This is a genomic window from Pelorhabdus sp. sgz311002 (assembly GCF_056134285.1).
Genome location: NZ_JBWBCL010000001.1, coordinates 141,361 through 160,158 on the forward strand (window position 1 = coordinate 141,361; position 18,798 = coordinate 160,158).

Here is an 18,798-nt window from a genome sequence, read left to right on the forward strand (position 1 = left end):
CCACGAAAGTCGTCAATGGCCTTGATATTTTCAAAGGAGCGTACTTCCACTGGTAGTTTGTAGCTGAAGTGGAAAGGCTATGCATTTCTTGAGACAAAAAGAAGAAGGTCGTCAGCGGTCCGGCCTTGTTCTTCAAAGTGCGTTACAGAGGAGTATGAAGATTCTGTAACACTATTAGTATATGCAATTTGTCGGGCTTAAGTGGCGTTGCATGGAAACCCTTATTTAGAACAAGGCTATTACCATTCAGAGTCTAAAGAAATACGAATTGTTAATGAACTCAGTTCTATTTGACGTTGCTGATCATAGGAGGTTACTAGCTTTCGATAAGCGTGGTTTCGATATGCAGGGTTATCGTATCTATCAAGATATACTGTTTCGGAATCGAGGGGGTTTTTCCCAGGGTAACATTTCAAGAAAAATCGCCATCCTTTGGTATATTTGATGAGAGCTTCATGTTAGCCACTTAAGCATAACTATATGCTTTTATTTATGAATTTTATTGCGTTAAAGCGACAGCCTATGAAACCTAATTGCCCTATTGCGCTACGGTTCATGTGCCGTTAGACGTGCGGCTGTTACCGCAAATTCAAGAAGTACTGCAGCTTTAGTAAACCAAATAAATAAGCAAAAAGCAGGCGCTGGGGCGTCTGACTCGGTGCGTTTGAAATTTAGTTTAGGGGAAGAAAATACATTGAGATCTAAATTGAAGTTGATTAGCAGTAATTGTAATGCTTGTGGTGAGCCGATGGTTCGCGACAAGTTTGATTTTTATACTTGTCCAGGATGCTGTTCCCAGTTTTGCCCTCTAGAAAAAGAATCACGTAAAGCCGTGCACAAGGTCATTCTCAACTAAGCGCGTAACGAGTAGGTATTTGCAATCCTCAGGGACAGATGATCGGTCTGGGCTTTGAAATGCTTACAATTGATATTCCTATTGAGGCACGCGAAAAGTTCCTTAATATGACGCATAAGGCGATTTTTGAGCAAGGTCAGTTGATCCTCAGCCGCAGAATTTTTCTAAGGCTTTAAGCTCATATTCCACTGGGCTAAGGTGTTGAGTGTATGTATCCAACAAGTGTTGATGATAGCTGCTTGTCAGAATATAAAAAAGATCGGAACGCAACTAGTCGCCAGTTTCGCGAAATCTGCGATCTTTTTTATACTTTTGAAGTGGCGGTTGAGGTGTTCTATCCTAAAGGTTTTTGAAAAGGATGGAAAAATTCTCTTTTTTAGAAACCCCGCAGTTACCGATAAGTATAAGTTCTGATAACCATAATCTACCTCAAAAGGCCTAATTGACAACACTGACCAATGGTAGTATTATCAAATTGTATATATCGATACGATATATGAATAATAGATATAATATTCGATTGGAGGCTAAACGTGTTAGAGTACATAATCTTAGGTATTTTAATGTACGGCGATAAGAGCGGATATGATTTAAAGCAGTATATTCAAAAAATTATGTCCAATTTTTTTGACGCCAGCTTTGGAAGCATATACCCGGCACTAAAAAGGATGGAACATAGGGGGCTTATAGTTTCCAAGGAAACTGTGAAAGGAGGAAAGTTTAAAAAAATTTACAACATCAGCGATTTAGGGAAGGCAGAGTTTATGAACTGGATGGAGCAGCCAGTGGAGTTTTCACAAACCAAACCGGATCATTTGATTAAGGTTTTCTTTTGCAGATTTTTGCCAAAGGAAAAAGTGAGAGAGCATTTGTGTGCCCTAAAGAAAGAAGTGGAGCCCGTCTTACATGTGTTGGAGCACCATGGACCCGAGGTTAAGAAACAGTATGATATCTATCAGTTTTCCACGTTAAAGTTCGGTATAGGATACTATAAATACGTATTGAACTGGTGCGACGATTTATTGCAGACATTGAAGGATTGAAAAATGCAAAGTTAGGACAATGAGGAGGATGAGATATGAAAATAACAACTATACTGGGGAGTCCGAAGGAAAAGGGAAAAACATCTCAGGCACTGACTCTGCTGGAAGACAAACTCACAGCCCTGGGACACGAAGCGGAAAGGATATGGATTTGCCGCTATACTATCAGCGGCTGCAGCGGCTGTTACGCCTGTATGGCTAGTAAGAATGAACCCAGCTGTGTTCAAAGGGATGACGCTGTTTCTCTGTTTCAGCGGCTGGTAAACTCCGATGCGATCATATATGCAGGGCCTATCTACTTTTTCGATTTTACTGCTCAATTCAAGGCATTTCTTGATAGGCATTATTGTCTTACTGTTGACTTTGGCACTCCGGACGCGTCATCGATGCTGGCTGGCAAAAAAGTCGCTTTGCTAATTACTTGCATGGGACAGGAGGAAGGCAACGCCGACCTTGCGCAGGTCATTTTCGACAGATCAATGAATGGAATAATGAAATGCAACGTTGTGGGAAAACACGTTATTGCCTTAAGTGAGACGGCCGATTTTGTGACGAGGGCGGATGCAGTCGCCTATAAACTGGTACAGGAGATTACGACAGAAAATATAGAGTTTAGGGAAAGAGAAAGATGAAAAATCGGCAAAAAGTCAGAAAAACATTGCTACTCATATTGTATTTATCATTTCCTGTCACCATGTTCTACTTTTCCCCGATGTTAATAATTATCGGGGCGGCTCACGGAATTATTACTGGCAGTTTTATTATGTTTCTGCTGATGTTCTTGGCAGCTTTGTTTTTTGGCCGGGGGTTTTGCGGCTGGCTATGTCCGGCCGGAGGGCTACAGGAAATATGTACGATGACAAACGACAAACCAACTGCGGGCGGCAAATATAACATAATAAAGTATTTGCTATGGATTCCGTGGATAGGTGCCATCATCTACTGTGCTGTTATCGCCGTCGGGTTGCACACGGTTAATCTATTGTTCGGCACTAAGTGTGGCATATCCATTGCGCAGCCTATGGATTATATCATATTTTATTTCTTCAACGGCTTGATTGTCATACTGGCACTTGCTAGCGGCCGACGCGGGTTTTGCCACTATGTTTGTTGGATGGCGCCATTCATGGTTATTGGCGATAAAATCGGCGGCTATTTTAAAACCCGTGTACTCGAACTTACGGCAGATAAAGCTAAATGCATCAATTGTATGAAATGTACCCGTAATTGTGTGATGAGTCTGCCGGTACAGGAAATGGTGCAAAATAATTCTCTAGGCCATTCAGAGTGTGTGCTGTGTGGATTATGCGTGGATAGCTGTCCTAAAAAGGCAATTTCATTTACACTCTATAATAGCCGATGAACATCATGGAATAATCACTGCGAGATGATTTGATATGTCGCCAATAATACCGATAAATAATTTCAATAAACTTGTAGAAATGCATTGCCGCCAAATTATTGAAGCAGGTGCAGTTAATAAGTCATTCCAATTGGCGGGAGCAGCCTCCTGCCAATTGTTACATATGCCTTCAATGAGTCCGACAATGGCAGTGGAATTCCTAATGGTTTATTAAAAGCATTCACAGCAATTGTTTTTAATACTTCAAATACTGAAGAAAATCAAGAATTAGCAGTTTGGGGCGACCCCTACAAACTATATGGGAAAATTGTATTTTTGGTTTCTGCGGTGTGAGTAATTTTCATAGAAAATGTTTAGAATTAATTGCCGAGAGCATGCCATTACAACGCAAAGAATGGATACATGAAGTTGAACAAACGATTTCAACATTGTTATAATATTGCATTTCACAGGACATAGAGGTAAGTAGATTGAATTGTCCTTTCAACACGGCGAACAAAGCCACTTATTGTTGCAGAATAGTATGAAATTAGAAAGGTGTTTATTTTTGTGTCGCTAGGGTTCTAGTTTGCAAAGCTTTCTGGCGGTTTCCCAAGTGCAAAAGCTGAGTAAATAAAAAAATGAAAGAAGTGTGACTCAATGAAAATTGCAGTGGTTAACGGCAGTCATCGCGGCAGAAATGGCAATACAAATATTATGGTTTCTGCTTTCTTAAAGGGAGCAAAGGAAGCAGGTGCAGAAATCGCAACTGTTTTTTTAGCAGAAAAAGAAATTAAATATTGTACGGCGTGTAAGGCCTGCTGGTTTAAAACGCCAGGGGAATGTGTCATCAAGGATGATATGGCTGAAATTGTAGCTCTCATAGAAGATGCGGATATTCGTGTTTTGGCGACGCCGCTTTATTTTGACAATATTTCAAGTATGCTAAAAATTTTTATAGATCGACTTATGGTAACAGCCAGCCCCTATTGGGGAGAGGATAGTGAGGGAGAATGCCGTCATATAACAATGAAAGCGGCGCCACAGTTAGTGATGATGGCGAATTGTGGCTTTCCGGAAAGATCACAATTCCAAGTGATTTCCCATTGGCTTAAACGGCATGCCCGGAATCTCAATGCACAGATAATTGGGGAAATATATGCCCCTCAGGGGGCGCTGTTGAGCGTCAGGGAAGGTGAGGTGGGCATTGTTGTCTCTAACTATCTTAAGGCTTTGGAAACCGCAGGCAGGGAGATTGCTGTCAATCGAAAATTGACAGAAAAAACAATGGAGTTGTTAGAACAAAAATTTATTCCAGATGAAGTGTATATACGAGAAGTTAAAAAGTATGTTGATAGTCTATTGGTAAAGCAAGAGGATCAATAAAATTTAGATGGGGAAGCCGGGTAAATTCTTCAATAACGCTAGCAGTTGTGCAGCATGGTGTTTTTTTGATTAAGTCCAAGGAGGCACCGATTTTATTATTGAAGTCTATGCTAAGGGACGTTTAACTAAGCAGGAATAGGTGGCAAAAATCTCTAGATGAAAAAAAGAATAAAAAATTAAAAATAATTACTATTGCAGCAATTGGTACACCTGTATTACTGATTTTAATACTAAGCATTAAATCTTGAATTTTTAAGTTGCATATCATAAAAATATAGTGATATGCACTGAGCGTGATATTGTATGACATATTCTCTAAAACTAACGGCGGTTTTAGATAAATAACGTCGTTTATTCCAGGCAAGAAAAAGTGTATTGGGATAAGTAAGCTCTTTATTCCTAACAAAAGTAAGCGGTAGGGCAATTGCTTTATTGGATGGTTTAGGTAAAAATGAGATACCTAATCCGGCATGAATCAAATTTCTTACGGCACTGATTTCATCACATTCGCATACTATTTTGGGAACAAAGCCAGTTTTCTCAAACAGTTCATCACAGCGTTTGCGGATGCTGTGATTTTCTTTTAACAGCACAAATGATTCGTGGGAAAGATCAGTAAAAGAAATCGTTTGGACGCTATTGAAAGGATGTTCCGGCGATGCAGCTAGTAATGCTGGATTATTTTTATACGTCAGAGCAATACTTTCATCAAGTGATAACTCAAGTGGCGATGCTAGAGTAGTTTGGGAAAATATAAGAAAGCAGTAGATGCCATAATGACTGTATTAATGAAAATAAACGGTGACTTCATGGTTGTTCCTTTCGGTTGTATCTTTTTAAGTTTATATTGCTTTGCTCGAAATGTTTAGATCAGTAGTGCAGTGATGACAGGGCAATGCAGTATTTGCTATCATGCTGCATTGCCGTTGTCATCTGATCATAAATAGATAGGGGAAAGCGTGCGGCAGATTTAGTATCAATAAAGATTATTTGATAATCAAAACAGGACAAGGGGAATGCTGGACGACGTATGTGCTGACACTTCCCAAAAGCAAGCCGGAAATCGTTCCTAAGCCCCGGCTACCAATGACGATAACATCATAGTCATTTTGAGCGGCAAAATCGGTAATCAGAAGGCGCGGTTCGCCAATTTCGTTGTGTGCTTGAAAGAGTATGTCTTCAGGAACTTGTTTGATTGATTCTGCCAGAATTGCTTTAGCAAAGGTTACAGGATCTGTAGATGCGTTTGGCGGGATTTTAATTCCCTGGACTTGATTATACAAAGGGACTTGCTGCGATAAAACTGATACGTAAAGAATCCCGATTTCGGCAGCAAAGGAACGGGCTAACGCTACTGCATGAGACAATGCCTTGCGGGAATGGATAGAGCCGTCTATGGGGACTAAAATTTTTCTATACAAAATCTCCATGATAAGCAACTCCTTATAAAAATGTATTAGTGATCTAACAAACTCAAGAAGTTTTCTGGATTTCAGCAATTACGTGCGCAATTTGATTCATGCTACTGAGACAGTGACTTTCCGGCATCATTTAAAGAATTGTTTTGTGCACCGTCAACTGGCTGTGCCTTATACCATGTGGCGTACATAACCGGCAACACCAATAAAGTTAGTATGGTTGCTCCCAGCAAACCGCCAGCAATGGCAATCGCCATGGAGCCCCATAAAGTACTAGGGACTAGCGGAATCATGCCAAGGATAGCGGCTGCGGCTGTTAACATAATTGGGCGGAAGCGGCTGATCGTTGCTGACACAATTGCGTCCCATAGCGAGTCGCCAGCCACCAAATGTTGTTCAATCTGGTCCATTAATATAACGGTATTGCGCATAATGATACCGAACAAGGCGAGAACTCCCAATTGGACTACAAAGCCCATGGGGCTTCCGGTAACGAGGAGACTGATGGATACACCGATAATACCTAGCGGCGCTGTAAAGAGGGTTAGCAGCATTTTTGGAATACTTTGCAACTGCGTCATGAGCAGAATCATAATGATCAGCATCATGGCCGGAATGGGTTCCGCCAGGAATTTGCTGCTTTTTATGCTGCGTTCTGTTGCGCCGTCAAATTCAATGGAATAACCGACTGGCAGACTATTTCTGAGTTCTTGAAGGCTGCCATAAACTTGCTTGGTTACATCCGAACCAGTGAGTTTAGACGCGGGATTGAGTTCCGCCTGAACCATAATCATCGGTAGCAGGTCACGTCGGTAAATTAAACCTTCTTCAGCATCATAACGGATGGTGGCAATTTGATCGAGCGGAACATATTTCCCATTCCCGATATGGATGTTGAGGTCTTTTAGCCGTTCCGGGTTATTACGGTCTGCTCCCGCAAACCGGAGAACCATGCTAACTGTTTTATCATTCTCACGAAATTCGGTAATCGGTGCTCCAGATAACTGGGTTTGGAGCGAGGCGGCCAATTTATGGGAACTGAGGCCGAGGGCTTTTGCTTTTGCCTGGTCAATCTCCAAGTGCATCACTTTGTTTTTCTCATTCCAGTTGAGGTTTACGTTTTGTGTAGACGGATGGGCGGCCATGACGGCGCGGACTTGTTCAGCGATATCACGAACTTTTTCATGGTCAGGGCCTTTTACTCGCAGCATCACCGGATAATCAGGCCCTGTCCCGGTGAATAATAACTTGATATGTCCTCGAACATTTGTAAATTCGGTGTTTAATAATTGTTCGGCTTTTTGGGCCAGCGCATTACGAGCTTCCACATCCTTGGCCACTACAATGAATTCGGCGAAATTCGATTTATTGAAAGTTGGTTCAAAACTGAGCACAAAGCGTGGGGCTCCTTCACCTACATGATAGGTGTAATAAGAAATATTCGGGTCATCGTCCAATTCTTTAGCAAATTGGCGAGCAACTTCTTCAGTGTTGATTTGAGACGCTCCTTCCTGTAATTTGAGCTGGATAATGAGCTCAGGGCGACTCGACGGAGGAAAGAATTCCTGTTTGACCAACCCCAGGAGAAAGATAGAGCCAATAAATGCAGCAACAGTAGCTGTTAGTACGATTTTTCGATGACACATGCACCATAGTAACAAGCGTTTAAATCGTCGATAAAACGGAGTATCATAAAGGTCATGGTGTACATTGTTTTCAGCGGCTTTTTGCTGGGCTGGTTTTATTTTGATAAATTGATAACCCAGCAACGGCGTGACTGCCCCGGCAACTAGCCAGGAGGCGAGGAGAGCAAAGAATATAACCCAAAAGAGATCGACGCAAAATTCGGCGGCGAGCCCCTTGGAGAATCCGATGGGAATAAAGCCTGCACAGGTTATTAATGCGCCAGTTAAACGAGGATAGGCGGTAGAAGTATAAGAAAAACAAGCAGCATCGAAGCGGCTCCAGCCTTGTTCTAGCTTGACTGTCGTCATTTCCGTGGCGATGATGGCATCATCGACCAACAAGCCTAACGCAATGATGAGGGCTCCCAGTGAGATGCTCTGCAGGGCAATTCCTGTCAGATACATTAAGGTAAAGGTAATGGCAATGACCAACGGAATGGTTAGGGCCACGACCACACCGGAACGCATACCCAGACTGGCAAAGCTTACGATTAAAACGATGATAATTGCTTCGACCAGGGATTCAATAAATTCGTTGATGGAGGATTCCACAACTTTTGGCTGATTTACAGTTTGACTGATTTCCAGCCCTGTTGGCAGTTCTTGCTTTATTTGAGAGATTGTGCTATCGAGGTTTTTACCTAGGGTCAGAATGTTGCCGCCGGGTTCCATGGCTAGCGCAATGCCGATCGATGGTTGACCGTTAAAGAACATTTTGGGGTCGGATGGTTCGGCGTAGGCACGAGTAATTTTGGCAATATCTCCTAGACGGAAAGTGCGTCCACCAGCTTGAATGGGTGTAGCACCGATGTCTTCCATATTTTCAAACATCCCAGTAATTCGTAAGTATGCGTTGTCTGATGTCGTTTCCAGCATACCAGCAGCTGCCTGGGTATTTTGTTCCTTTAAAGTGGATGTAATTACGGACGGATCAAGACCTAAGTTGGCCAGTTTGCTATTTTCAATTTCAATGTAGATCTTTTCGGTTTGCACCCCGAGCAGTTGGACCTTGCTAACGCTGGGAACACTTAAGAGAATACGACGGATTTTTTCCGCTTTCTCTCGCATTTCTTCGTAAGTAAATCCATCACCAGTCAACGTATAGATTACGCCATATACTTCATCGAATCGATCGTTAAAGGTAGGTTCTGAAACTCCTTCTGGGAGGGTTTTCTTGATATCATTTACCATGTTGCGAGCTTCAAACCATCTGGCCCGAAGTTCCTTGGCGGGCACCTGATCTTTAAGATTAACGTAAATTACGGTCCGGCCCGGTGTAGAGTAACTTTTTAAATAGTCAAGTCCAGGTAAATCTTGTAGTTTCTTTTCAATTTTATCCGTAACCTGTTCTTCCATTTGGCTGGCAGTGGCTCCTGACCAGGAAACGCTGACAATCATTTGCTTAATGGCAAAATCCGGGTCCTCCATGCGTCCCACGTTTTTATAAGAGAAAAGACCGGCCACAAAGAAGAGGACGACAAAGAAATAAATGAATTGTTTGTGCTTTAATGACCAGGCGGTAAGGTTAAAATGGTTCATAGGGTATCACCGGCTATTTTTACCCTCTGCCCTTCTTCCAATTTATGAACGCCGGCACTGACAATTCGGTCACCGATTTGAAGTCCTGTCAGTACTTGTATCGTGCCATTACCGAAAGAACCAGTTTGGATGGGGCGCAGTGTTAGAATATTGTCGTTTACAACCCAGACAGCAGGTGTATCACCGGTCTGATAAAGTGCAGATATTGGAATGGAAAATCCCGTAGTGGCATCAACATCGGCTAAGGAAACGGTAGCTGTCATTCCTAATTTGATAGAGGGTGGCGGATTGAGTAAGCTAATGCGCACTTTGAAGGTACGCGTCGTCGGATCGGCCATGGGAGCAATTTCTCGCACTTTGCCGTTCAGTGTCACGTTAGGCAAGGCCCAGAAAGTAACTTGGAATCGTCCCGCGGTTTTTAATTCTTCCAACCTGTTTTCGGGTACGCTGATTTCGATTTCTCGTTCTCCATTTTGGACGATGGTAACAACCGTCTGGCCGGGGCTGACAATCTGGCCGGCTTCGGCGGTAATAGCGGAGACAACTCCTGATTGATCTGCTTTCAATAAGGTGTAATCTAGCTGATTGGTTCCTTGCGTATATTGGGCTGTTGCCTGTTGCATTGCTGCTGCCGCGGCATTATAGGCATTGACGTACTGGTCATATTGAGCATGGCTGATTGCGCCGCTATCCAGTAATTGCCGATATCGGTTTAAGTTGCTTTCAGCAAGATTAAGCTGTGATTGGGCAGAATATACTTGGGCAGAATTGCTGTTTACTATCTGCTGAATGTCTTTGGCATCTATTTGCATTAGCACATCACCGGCAGTAACACGGCTGCCTAATTGCACATTGCGTTTGATGATTTTACCGGTGACTTGGAAAGCCAATTGACTTTCATAGCGGCCACGCACTTCTCCTGGATAGGTGTAGCTTTGTCCGTTATTAACTGCCTGAATGACTTGGGTGCGGACTACAGGGGAATTTTCCGATTTTATTGGTGCTTTGGCAAAATGTGCTTTTGCCATGATTCCGACCATTACGCAGATTACAGTCAAAGCCGCCAGGACATAATAGTATTTTTTTCGACTGAGATGCAGTCGCACGTTTAACATAAAAACACTCCTTATCATATGCAATCTGTTTTTATAGAAGAAAAATTATGGTGCACGTTGGGCGATGCAAAACAACATCGTTATGATTTGCTGACGCATAGGTACATGCTGTGGCATAGAGAGATTCCTCCCTTAGTGAAGTAATTAGAATAAGAGTAATCGCAAGATCTCAATAGCAAGAGGATTCATAGACGTTATTGATTATTCTAAAGTAAGACAAAGGATGAATGATTGCGAGCTAGGTCTGAGGGAGTTGGAAATTTACAATAAAGTTAACTAGGTGAACTATTTTCAAAAAAGATAAGGATTTCGTTTGCCGGTTCTCGCAAAAGATATCCTTGGTGTTGAAGTATTCCATTTTTAGTTCCAAATAGATAAACTTGATTATATGGTGTTACCTCAATATCCTGTTTATTTAATATGAAACAGTTGTTTTTCTTGTCTTAAAAAAGTTAACTAGGTGAACAATAACTTTAAATAATAAGAATGTTGGTGTAGAAATTTTAATTTTACCAACACTCCTGACCAAACATCTTGATATTTTCATAGGGGTAACAAAAGTTTTGTATAAAGTTTTTTTATTCCTGTTGCTTCATATGGTCGATATACTGCTCTAGTTCTTCCAGGATATCGCTGAGAAACAAATATTCTTTTGGCGTTAATAAGTTGATTTTTTCCATAATACCGCTGTCAAAGGTTTCGTGAAACTCGAAGTGGTGTCGAACAGCAACTCGGCCTTTGTCCGTCAATTCCAAGAGAATATTTTTTTTATTGCCGGTTTCTTGATAACGATAGATCAAATCTTTTTGGATCAGTTTGTGGACAAGCTTTGGTAGGGCGCTTTTGGAAATGCCTTGTCGGTCTGCTAGTTCGGTTACGGTTATACCGGGATGTTTGCCGATCATTTCGAGGGTATGAATTTCTGATGAGTATAAGAGTTGATCTGTGCCAAATTTATTTGGCTGTTTCATGGTCTCAAAAAATTTCTTTGACAGCCTAAAAATAGATTCCAGCATTTCTTTTCTTTGTTCTGTCATTGTTTTAACCTCATATCGTTGGTAAAATATCAGATTTGATGTTCTATGGTTATATTGTACACTAGGTTAACTATGTGTCAAGTTATATTTTATAAAGAATGAAAAAGACCAATGCGAAAATGGAGGACAAATGACATGATTGCAGAAAAAAACCATGGTTATTATAAGTCATACATACAGTAGTCATCGACACGTTCTTATTCTTACCGTAGTACATAAATTAAAGGGTGATGAATCGTGAAAGGCGTGTTTATTATGAACGATATAATTTATAAGTTGTTAAGGAGAATGTTAAGTGGTATACCTGGAAACTCTTGTTTTAGAACTAGTTTATTACCAGTCGGTATTTAGAGAAAAACGAATGTTTAGATGAGTTTTTAAAAGATGATGGTCATGATCGTAACAACGTGTGAGCTTTTGATATGCTATTTTTGAGTCGACATGATGTCCTGTCCTATCTAAATATACTGTTTTGGGAAAAGTTTCTTTAGAATTATTTTCCAAGAAAAATCGCCATCCTTCGGTATATTTGCCAAGAGTTCCCCGTAGCCACATAAGCATAACTATAATCCTTTAGTTAACAATTTTACATTTAGATTATTGCTTTAATATGTAACTATTTTGCCCAATAAACCATGAAGAAGAAATAGCGGCTACTCTATGAAACCTAATTGATCGACTTTGCTACGGATCGTGTATCGTCAGAAGTGCGGATGATGTTGCAACTGCAAGCAATTTTCTTTCCCTGTTTTTTGTGGTAGACTGCTGATAAAGCAATAAATTTATCCTAATCGGTGAAATTTGCGAAAGATAAAAATTTTTAAGAAAGGAGAATGGCTTATCATCTTATATTATTTGGAGTCGGTGTTATGCGGAGCAAAGGCTATCGCATAACAAACATGCTGTGAGATAGCCTTTGTTCCATCCTAAAACTATAATTTTAGGAGGAGCATAATGGGCTACAAGAATGCATTTAATGTATTTCCCGCGGACTTATTAGAAGCAATGCAACAATATATTGATGGTGAATATATTTATATACCACGAAAGGCAGAAAATAAAAAACGGTGGGGGGAAGTAAAAAATAGTCGGCAATATATTCAGAAACGCAATGAATTAATATTTTCTCAGTATCAAAAGGGTGTTTCAGTTGAGGATATTGCAAGCTGTAATTACTTATCACCTAAAACAATTTATAAAATATTGGCTGATATGAAAAGTCAATGCTAAAACGAGAGCGACATGGTGGTTTTGCCATGTCGCTTTTTTACTTCTGAATGATCTTGTAGGGAGTATTGCCATAATATAATTATTATAATGGATTTATAGCACGATAGGGGATTTACGGAGGAGGAAAATCATGTATACCTTTACAAATCAATTTATTTCGAATCAAAACAATATGGAATTATTGAAAGCTGCGATGATGGGGCCTAATGCTATGCGCGTAGCAGAAGAACTTGCGTCCTATTTAAACATCAATGCTAATATGCGGATTCTTGATCTCGGGTGTGGGTGCGGTCTTTCTACGCTCTTATTGACACAAAAATACGGTGTAAATGTTTTCGCTGCCGACTTGTGGATTTCACCAACAGAAAATTATGAGCGTTTCAAAGCTAGCGGAATTGAGGATAAAGCAGTTCCCATTTCAGTAGACGCTACGAAAGGCTTGCCTTTCGCAAACGAGTTTTTTGACCTGTTGTTTACAGTAGATGCCTATCATTATTTCGGGGATACGGCGGAAATGCTTCCGTCGCTTATTCCTTTTGTGAAAAAGGGGGGCTATATCGTTGTAGCTATTCCCGGCTTAAAATACGAATTTGGGGAAAACGTTCCCGCCGATATGCTGCCATTTTGGAATAGCGAAATGGAAAGAACTTTACACTCGCTGGAGTGGTGGCAAGCTTTGTGGCAGCAGGCTGAGGGGATTGAAATGGTGGATAGTCGTGAAATGGCTTGCTGTAGTGAGGCGTGGAAAGAATGGCTGAGCGCCGATCATCCCATTGTCGCTGAAGACATCAAAATGATGCAGGCTGAGGGAGGACGGTACTTTAATCTTGTGCAGTTGATTGCTAAAGTCCTTTGAAGGGCGTCGGCACGACCAGACCCTTATCAGATAGAAGTGCAGCATATCCATTCGATGGCAATAAATAATGAAACTGAAAATAAAGCGGAGATGAGAATCTCTGCTTTATTTTTAGTTGGTGAAATGCAGCGACTTTTGTATGAAAGCTGCTGCGACTATGTGAGGAGGAGATTGTTTAATTCGGATAATAATTTATAACCAGAAAACTGACAAGGGTATTTTGCTCGTTTATATAAGTGTGACTGATAGAAGAATCAAACATAATGGCGTCTCCGGCATTGAGTGTATGTTCGTCCATTTCAGTTTGAAGTTTAAGTTCGCCTTGGATAATATAGATATATTCCTGGGCTTTTTTAGAGTGCCCGATCGATGCGTTAGACGACTTTGCATCTAATTCCACATAGAAAAATTCGAAGTTTCTAACAGGAGTACTTGTAAAATAGCAATACACGCGATATTGTTCTGTTTCACCAACTTGTGCCGTAGGTTCAGAACGTCGGATCACGGTAGTTTCTTTTTCCATACTATCTATTAATTTCGTATAGGGGACATTTAGTCCATTGGCAATCTTCCAGATCGTATTGATTGTCGGGTTACTGTTTCCTTTTTCAATATCGGATAACATGGCTTTACTAATACCTGATATTTTTGATAATTGTCCCAAGGTTAAGTTACGTTCATCGCGTAATGTTTTCAAATTTATCGCTATAGTTTTTCCTAATTCCATAATTACTTTTCGCCTTCCTTGACAGATATATCGAACAGTTGTAGGATATATATTATAAAATTGTTCGATATACTGGATAATCGTAAGTTTTAATGTAGCCTTACTGAGGTTATTATATGAAATATTAACAAGAAAATCAAGGAATATGAGGAGTGATTTATTGATGAAAATCAAAGCATTTAAGGCGGCGCTGCCATACACTATACCGATTTGCGTGGGCTTTCTTTTATTAGGAATGTCCTATGGTTTTCTTATGCAAAGTAAAGGATTTTCATTTATTTATCCCATGTTAATGAGCTTATTTATTTATGCTGGTTCGATGGAATTTGTCGCAATCAATTTGTTGTTATCCGCATTTAATCCGTTTGCTGCATTTTTTTTGACGCTTATGGTAAATGCTAGACATCTTTTTTATGGTATTTCTATGTTAGAAAAATACAAGAATTGCGGTTGGAAGAAATCCTATCTAATCTATGGAATGTGTGATGAATCTTTCTCAATCAATTGCACTGTGACGCCGCCTTCCGATGTTGACAGAGGCTGGTTCATGTTTTTTGTCACATTTCTTAATCAAATTTATTGGGTTTTGGGAGCAACCTTGGGCGCCCTTTTGGGATATGTCATTCACTTTGATCCGACAGGGATTGAATTTGTCATGACGGCACTCTTTGTAGTTATGTTTATGAATCAATGGGAAGAAGCAGCTAATCATCGTTCAGCTCTTACCGGATTACTCTGTTCCGTATTGTGCCTATTGATTTTTGGCAGCCAGAACTTCATTTTGCCAGCTATGGCGTTAATCGTTTTTTGTCTTTCCCTAGATAGAAAGACAAAAGCAAAGGAAGTGGAATTATGACAACAACACAAGGGATAATCACAATTCTTATTGTTATATTTGGTACGATGGTAACAAGGTTTCTTCCCTTTCTCATTTTCCCCGAGGGAAAGACTCCGCCGCCCTATATTAAATATTTAGGAAATGTTTTGCCCTATGCGGTAATGGGGTTACTGGTTGTTTATTGCTTAAAAGATTCGTTTAACGGCAAGGGGGATATTATTCCTGAAATAGCAGCAATTATTTTTCTTGCTGCTCTCCACAAGTGGAAAAAGAATATGCTGCTGAGTATTGGAGCAGGAACCGCTTTATATATGTTTTTAGTACAAGCTTATTTTGGCTGAGATTGCCTTTGGCAAAGCTCATGTTAAGTGTGGCTTTAAGTAGCTTAATAAGTAATAAAAGTTAAAAGAAGAATTCTTTGAAAACTATTGTATAATAAAGCTAGCAAATTAATTCATGAGAGGATGTGCTGGAGATGATTCTTTGTATTGCAAAGGCTTCATACAAAGCTGCTACAGCGACGATTATATGAAGCGATAGATGTGTCGCTGTATGCCAGCTTTGCTAGAGGTGTCATTAAAAAATCTCAAACAAAGAGGGCAAAATGTATGAATTATAAAGTGATCGAGATGGACAAATATTATCGCCGTGGCGTGTTTCATCATTTTTCGGCTGACTGCAAGTGCTCTGTTTCGATGACCAGCCAACTAGATGTGACGGAGCTAGAAGCCTATTCTCGGCGTAGCGGTACGAAGTTTTATATTAATTTTCTTTATGTATTAGCAAAAGTCTTGAATTCTCGGGAAGATTATCGAATGGGATATCTTTGGCAGACAAAGCAAGTTATTGTGTATGACAAGATTAATCCCACTCAGTATATTTTTTACGAGGATACAGAAACCTGTACGCCAGTCTATACAGAGTACCAAAAGGATTATAAAGCCTTTTATGCTGCGTGTGTAGCGGATATTGCGAAAGCAAAGCAGACGCGGAAGTATGGGGTCGATATGGAAAATCATCCAAATTGGTTTGATGCCTCGTATATTTCCTGGTTGTCCTATGATTCACTGCATGTGGAACTGCCAGATGGCTACCTTTATTTTATGCCAATCGTGAATTGGGGGCGTTACCGTAAGGTAGACGGCCGTTTAATGATGCCGGTCAGTGTACGATTGAATCATGCAGTAGCAGATGGGTATCTTTTGGCTAAGGTGTTTTTGTTGCTAAAAGACGAAATTCTGAATTTTACTCAGCAATAGAGCTGCTTAGGCTTTTTATTCTTTATATAGAGCGGATCATGGTAGCTTTTCGGAGCGTATATTGCAAACTGTATAATACTGCTTTTCTTTTAGGCAAAATAGGGCGGCGAAGAAGTGCGACTTGAATGAGTAGGAACAAAGAGAAACGGCGAATTTAGAAATTCGCCGTTTCTCTTTGTTAAATGTAAGACCACGGCAATCGTCAATGGCCTTGATATTTTTAAAAGAATAGTATGTCCTGGTAGTTTGTAGTTGAACTGGGAGCTTTATGCATTGTTTATATAAAAATATTTATAACAAAAAACACCTTTTTATAATAAACAAACTATTATATTATTTGATGTATAGAAAAGCAGAATTACACGACAGAAACATAACTGGTTATAATAGCTAGATTACTTTATAGCTTTTCTTGATTTATAAAACTTATTATATTAGGAGTGATGAACATGCGAATTCTTGTAATTGAAGATGATAATGTCGTGCGTGAAGCGATTGTTTCGCTTCTAATAGAGGAAAATTATGTTGTCGATGAGGCGTCAACCGGTGAAGCTGGGTTGTGTGCCGCTGAGCAAGAAATACATGATCTATTAATAATAGACATTATGTTACCAGAGATAAATGGAATTGATATAGTTAAAACATTAAGAGAAACTGGCTGTACTTTGCCAATACTGCTTCTTACAGCCCTAGACAGTGTCGATGATCGGGTGATTGGTTTGGAGTCGGGAGCAGATGACTATTTAGTGAAGCCTTTTGCTGTACGGGAACTGTTAGCAAGAATAAAGGCCCTCTTACGACGGAAGGGCAATCTTGGTATGGATAGCGGATTGAGCTATGGCGGTATCTCATTAAATAGCAAGATCCGAGACGGGTATATTGATAGCCAGTCGCTTAAACTAGGGGCTAAAGAATATGATATTTTAGAGTTTCTTATTTTAAATAAAAACCAAACTCTAACAAGAGAACAAATTTTTGATCGAATTTGGGGATACGATTACGATGCAGCGATTCAAATTGTTGATTTATATATTCATTATTTAAGAAAAAAACTTGCGCCTTATGGTTTTGATACAATGATACAAACGATTCGTGGCACAGGTTTTTCATTGAGGGAGAAGAGGTAATGTTTAAAAATATACTGCGACGATTGACTGTCTTGAATTCCCTTGTATTCCTATTAATTTTCGTAGCATTCACCATGATACTATACGAATATATGGCTTTTCGCTTGTTTGATAAGATTGATTATGCTATGCAGTTACAAGCGAGTTCCTTTAGAGTACCTAGAGGCGCCCATAAACCTCCGCCTAAGCCACCGCAACCGCCCGACCCACGGATATTCCTATTGCTACAGAGCACCGATGGACGTATTATTCATCCAGGACCAGCTAAAATTGAGGAAATCAGCAATATGGAAGAATTCAATTCACTGACCAAGCCAGGGGAAATTCAAACTAAGAATTATGAAGAACATATTTATCGAACGGTCCGTATTCCTTATTCAGATACGGATAATTCTTTTAATGAGGTTAATGACTTTCAGGTGCAGTATGTGATTGCAGTAAGTAATGTGGATGCCGAAGTTGCATTACTTAATAATTTACTATGGATTACCTTGGGCGGCGGAGTAATTGGAACAATCGCCATTATCCTGGCAGGATATTTTCTTGCAAAACGAGCGATGATTCCCATTCAAGCAGCGTGGGAAAAGCAGCAACAGTTCGTTTCCGATGCATCACATGAACTTCGTTCTCCTATTACAGGAATTTATACGAATGCCGCATTGATGCTAAAACATCCTGAAAACAGTGTTGAAGCGGAAAGTTATAGGCTTCATATTATCATAAGAGAGTCAATGCGACTGAAGAACTTAATATCTAGTCTGCTTACGCTAGCTAGATCTGACGCCAATAAATCGGAGTTGCATCTGGAACTGATTAATATAAGTGCAATCATTGACAATGTTTTGGAACAATTCAAAGGGATGGATGAGTTAAATGGAATTAGCCTTTTCAGTGATATCCAACCCAATTTAGCACTAATAGCTGACAAAGAGCGGCTACATCAGTTATTCGTTATCTTGCTTGATAATGCTTTGAAGTATACACAGGCAGGCGGACAAGTACAAATCCATTGTTTTCAAGCTAAAAAAAACGTTGTAATGACTGTAGCAGATACTGGTATTGGCATAGCGCCGAATCATTTACACCGCATTTTTGAGCGGTTTTTTCGGGTAGACAAGTCACGTTCGCGTGAAAGTGGCGGAATCGGACTCGGATTAGCAATTGCTAAGTGGATTGTAGAAAAGCACGGAGGAAAAATAAACGTTGAGAGCGAGCTAGGAAAAGGTACAAAATTTATGATTTCTATGCCTGCCTATATACCTAATAAGGAGTAAATACTTTTCAAAAAAATCTCAAAAAATAAGGCTTCATAATATGAATATAGTTCCATTTATTTCATC

17 protein-coding genes are annotated in these 18,798 nt (G+C 40.1%); 11 read left to right on the plus strand and 6 right to left on the minus strand.

Annotated features, from left to right (window positions below):
- The first annotated feature begins 1,389 nt into the window (after positions 1 to 1,389).
- The 4 genes from AC0NJP_RS00715 (at position 1,390) to AC0NJP_RS00730 (ending at position 4,627) form a co-directional block, all read left to right on the plus strand.
- Entirely contained in the window at positions 1,390 to 1,899 is a 510-nt protein-coding gene (locus AC0NJP_RS00715; protein ID WP_474698454.1) for a PadR family transcriptional regulator, read from the plus strand.
- A gap of 35 nt (positions 1,900 to 1,934) precedes the next feature.
- Positions 1,935 to 2,531 carry a flavodoxin family protein gene (locus tag AC0NJP_RS00720; RefSeq protein ID WP_474698455.1) on the plus strand — a complete coding sequence of 199 codons (597 nt, stop codon included), beginning with the start codon at positions 1,935 to 1,937 and terminating at the stop codon, positions 2,529 to 2,531.
- Positions 2,528 to 3,262 carry a 4Fe-4S binding protein gene (locus AC0NJP_RS00725; RefSeq protein ID WP_474698456.1) on the plus strand — a complete coding sequence of 245 codons (735 nt, stop codon included), beginning with the start codon at positions 2,528 to 2,530 and terminating at the stop codon, positions 3,260 to 3,262. The genes AC0NJP_RS00720 and AC0NJP_RS00725 overlap by 4 nt, the downstream gene beginning before the upstream one ends.
- A gap of 639 nt (positions 3,263 to 3,901) precedes the next feature.
- A complete protein-coding gene (locus AC0NJP_RS00730) occupies positions 3,902 to 4,627 on the plus strand; it encodes a flavodoxin family protein (RefSeq protein WP_474698457.1) in 726 nt (241 codons plus the stop codon).
- Between the two features lie 230 nt (positions 4,628 to 4,857).
- On the opposite strand, the gene AC0NJP_RS00735 is transcribed toward AC0NJP_RS00730, so the two are convergent.
- The 5 genes from AC0NJP_RS00735 to AC0NJP_RS00755 all read right to left on the minus strand — a co-directional run bounded on the left by AC0NJP_RS00735 (position 4,858) and on the right by AC0NJP_RS00755 (position 11,421).
- Complete coding sequence (locus AC0NJP_RS00735) at positions 4,858 to 5,397, minus strand: LysR substrate-binding domain-containing protein (RefSeq protein ID WP_474698832.1); 540 nt, start codon at positions 5,395 to 5,397, stop codon at positions 4,858 to 4,860.
- Positions 5,398 to 5,613: 216 nt separating this feature from the next.
- Entirely contained in the window at positions 5,614 to 6,057 is a 444-nt protein-coding gene (locus AC0NJP_RS00740; RefSeq protein ID WP_474698458.1) for a universal stress protein, read from the minus strand.
- Positions 6,058 to 6,149: 92 nt separating this feature from the next.
- Positions 6,150 to 9,269 carry an efflux RND transporter permease subunit gene (locus AC0NJP_RS00745; RefSeq protein WP_474698459.1) on the minus strand — a complete coding sequence of 1,040 codons (3,120 nt, stop codon included), beginning with the start codon at positions 9,267 to 9,269 and terminating at the stop codon, positions 6,150 to 6,152.
- On the minus strand, positions 9,266 to 10,384 hold the full coding sequence (locus tag AC0NJP_RS00750) for an efflux RND transporter periplasmic adaptor subunit (protein ID WP_474698460.1): 1,119 nt from the start codon (positions 10,382 to 10,384) through the stop codon (positions 9,266 to 9,268). Before AC0NJP_RS00750 ends, AC0NJP_RS00745 begins: the two co-directional genes overlap by 4 nt.
- A gap of 578 nt (positions 10,385 to 10,962) precedes the next feature.
- Complete coding sequence (locus AC0NJP_RS00755) at positions 10,963 to 11,421, minus strand: MarR family winged helix-turn-helix transcriptional regulator (RefSeq protein ID WP_474698461.1); 459 nt, start codon at positions 11,419 to 11,421, stop codon at positions 10,963 to 10,965.
- Between the two features lie 954 nt (positions 11,422 to 12,375).
- Between AC0NJP_RS00755 and AC0NJP_RS00760 the strand changes: the two genes are divergently transcribed.
- Both AC0NJP_RS00760 and AC0NJP_RS00765 read left to right on the plus strand, forming a co-directional pair.
- On the plus strand, positions 12,376 to 12,651 hold the full coding sequence (locus AC0NJP_RS00760) for a CD3324 family protein (RefSeq protein ID WP_474037982.1): 276 nt from the start codon (positions 12,376 to 12,378) through the stop codon (positions 12,649 to 12,651).
- Between the two features lie 130 nt (positions 12,652 to 12,781).
- A complete protein-coding gene (locus AC0NJP_RS00765) occupies positions 12,782 to 13,507 on the plus strand; it encodes an SAM-dependent methyltransferase (RefSeq protein ID WP_474698462.1) in 726 nt (241 codons plus the stop codon).
- A 175-nt stretch (positions 13,508 to 13,682) separates the two neighbouring features.
- On the opposite strand, the gene AC0NJP_RS00770 is transcribed toward AC0NJP_RS00765, so the two are convergent.
- Positions 13,683 to 14,234 (minus strand): helix-turn-helix domain-containing protein, encoded by a 552-nt coding sequence (locus AC0NJP_RS00770; protein ID WP_474698463.1) that lies wholly within the window; start codon positions 14,232 to 14,234, stop codon positions 13,683 to 13,685.
- Between the two features lie 163 nt (positions 14,235 to 14,397).
- Here AC0NJP_RS00770 and AC0NJP_RS00775 point away from each other — a divergent pair, with 163 nt between their 5' ends.
- From AC0NJP_RS00775 to AC0NJP_RS00795, 5 genes are all read left to right on the plus strand, one after another.
- The gene (locus tag AC0NJP_RS00775; protein WP_474698464.1) at positions 14,398 to 15,090 is read left to right on the plus strand and encodes an AzlC family ABC transporter permease; all 693 of its coding nucleotides are present in this window, start codon (positions 14,398 to 14,400) and stop codon (positions 15,088 to 15,090) included.
- Positions 15,087 to 15,413 carry a branched-chain amino acid transporter permease gene (locus tag AC0NJP_RS00780; protein WP_474698465.1) on the plus strand — a complete coding sequence of 109 codons (327 nt, stop codon included), beginning with the start codon at positions 15,087 to 15,089 and terminating at the stop codon, positions 15,411 to 15,413. Before AC0NJP_RS00775 ends, AC0NJP_RS00780 begins: the two co-directional genes overlap by 4 nt.
- A gap of 267 nt (positions 15,414 to 15,680) precedes the next feature.
- Complete coding sequence (locus AC0NJP_RS00785; RefSeq protein ID WP_474698466.1) at positions 15,681 to 16,331, plus strand: CatA-like O-acetyltransferase, family 3; 651 nt, start codon at positions 15,681 to 15,683, stop codon at positions 16,329 to 16,331.
- A gap of 449 nt (positions 16,332 to 16,780) precedes the next feature.
- Positions 16,781 to 17,458, plus strand: coding sequence for a response regulator transcription factor (locus tag AC0NJP_RS00790; protein ID WP_474698467.1), 678 nt, complete (start codon positions 16,781 to 16,783; stop codon positions 17,456 to 17,458).
- A complete protein-coding gene (locus tag AC0NJP_RS00795) occupies positions 17,458 to 18,732 on the plus strand; it encodes a sensor histidine kinase (protein ID WP_474698468.1) in 1,275 nt (424 codons plus the stop codon). Before AC0NJP_RS00790 ends, AC0NJP_RS00795 begins: the two co-directional genes overlap by 1 nt.
- Positions 18,733 to 18,798 lie beyond the last annotated feature (66 nt).

What these genes read in the sequence shown, in the direction of transcription:
- AC0NJP_RS00720 (WP_474698455.1), top strand. Translation starts at nt 1,935, where the DNA reads ATGAAAATAACAACTATACTGGGGAGTCCGAAGGAAAAGGGAAAAACA.
- AC0NJP_RS00790 (WP_474698467.1), top strand. Translation starts at nt 16,781, where the DNA reads ATGCGAATTCTTGTAATTGAAGATGATAATGTCGTGCGTGAAGCGATT.
- AC0NJP_RS00775 (WP_474698464.1), top strand. Translation starts at nt 14,398, where the DNA reads ATGAAAATCAAAGCATTTAAGGCGGCGCTGCCATACACTATACCGATT.
- AC0NJP_RS00755 (WP_474698461.1), bottom strand. Translation starts at nt 11,421, where the DNA reads ATGACAGAACAAAGAAAAGAAATGCTGGAATCTATTTTTAGGCTGTCA.
- AC0NJP_RS00740 (WP_474698458.1), bottom strand. Translation starts at nt 6,057, where the DNA reads ATGGAGATTTTGTATAGAAAAATTTTAGTCCCCATAGACGGCTCTATC.
- AC0NJP_RS00750 (WP_474698460.1), bottom strand. Translation starts at nt 10,384, where the DNA reads ATGTTAAACGTGCGACTGCATCTCAGTCGAAAAAAATACTATTATGTC.
- AC0NJP_RS00745 (WP_474698459.1), bottom strand. Translation starts at nt 9,269, where the DNA reads ATGAACCATTTTAACCTTACCGCCTGGTCATTAAAGCACAAACAATTC.
- AC0NJP_RS00725 (WP_474698456.1), top strand. Translation starts at nt 2,528, where the DNA reads ATGAAAAATCGGCAAAAAGTCAGAAAAACATTGCTACTCATATTGTAT.
- AC0NJP_RS00770 (WP_474698463.1), bottom strand. Translation starts at nt 14,234, where the DNA reads ATGGAATTAGGAAAAACTATAGCGATAAATTTGAAAACATTACGCGAT.
- AC0NJP_RS00795 (WP_474698468.1), top strand. Translation starts at nt 17,458, where the DNA reads ATGTTTAAAAATATACTGCGACGATTGACTGTCTTGAATTCCCTTGTA.
- AC0NJP_RS00730 (WP_474698457.1), top strand. Translation starts at nt 3,902, where the DNA reads ATGAAAATTGCAGTGGTTAACGGCAGTCATCGCGGCAGAAATGGCAAT.
- AC0NJP_RS00780 (WP_474698465.1), top strand. Translation starts at nt 15,087, where the DNA reads ATGACAACAACACAAGGGATAATCACAATTCTTATTGTTATATTTGGT.
- AC0NJP_RS00765 (WP_474698462.1), top strand. Translation starts at nt 12,782, where the DNA reads ATGTATACCTTTACAAATCAATTTATTTCGAATCAAAACAATATGGAA.
- AC0NJP_RS00760 (WP_474037982.1), top strand. Translation starts at nt 12,376, where the DNA reads ATGGGCTACAAGAATGCATTTAATGTATTTCCCGCGGACTTATTAGAA.
- AC0NJP_RS00785 (WP_474698466.1), top strand. Translation starts at nt 15,681, where the DNA reads ATGAATTATAAAGTGATCGAGATGGACAAATATTATCGCCGTGGCGTG.